Genomic DNA, 604 nt, shown 5'->3' with positions numbered 1-604 from the left:
GGTCACGGATAATCTGCTCCTGCCACGGGAGAAGCCAGAACCGCTTCCCAGCCCACTTGCCTTTGGTATGACGGAGCATCTCGATAAACTTCACAGCCCGATCTGCCTTGGCCGGATCGTAATGTGAAGTCGGAAGCATGTACTGAGTCGGATGATAGTCTGTGAGCTTTGGCATATCTGCGGGATGTTCCTCGCTTGCCATTACGAATCACCTCCCAGCAGATTTTCCATCTCATCAGTCGGTGCGGTATTCCCCGCATCCGCTATGAGGCGGGACCGGGAAGCAGGCGTAAGACCGAACTCGGTCGCGAACTTTCCCATCTGTTTCATATAGGTCTGTGCGATGGAGACCTGCGGGACCTGTTGCCAGTAGCCAGAAGGTGTCCGGACAAGAGTGCCGTGCTCTGTGATAAACTCCTCGGCTTCCTTCCATCTTGCGTAAGACTGGCAGTATGCAGCAAAGGCAGCCATATCGACTTCGGTGAGGACACCGATGGCTTCCATCTTCTTTGCCAGCCTGTGCCATTCCTTTCTGGCATCCTTATCGAGCCACTTCGGACAGGCAGGTGCTTTCCGCTCTGGCTTTGGCTCATTCTCATTCAGT

Annotated in this window: 1 protein-coding gene and 1 pseudogene; both read right to left on the bottom strand. The window is 54.5% G+C overall.

The window, feature by feature from the left end; genetic code table 11:
* Nucleotides 1–202: pseudogene (locus tag ACTQZS_RS15440) on the bottom strand (terminase large subunit); the annotation flags it as partial.
* Nucleotides 202–604: phage terminase small subunit P27 family (locus ACTQZS_RS15435; protein WP_441476604.1), on the bottom strand; the 403-nt coding region annotated here is incomplete at its 5' end. The gene ACTQZS_RS15435 and the pseudogene ACTQZS_RS15440, both read right to left, overlap by 1 nt.

Origin of the sequence: Bilifractor sp. LCP19S3_H10 (assembly GCF_052119185.1) — a bacterium.
Lineage (GTDB): Bacteria > Bacillota > Clostridia > Lachnospirales > Lachnospiraceae > Bilifractor.
Note: the sequence above shows the minus strand (reverse complement) of the source record. Positions and strands in the feature narration are given on the sequence as shown.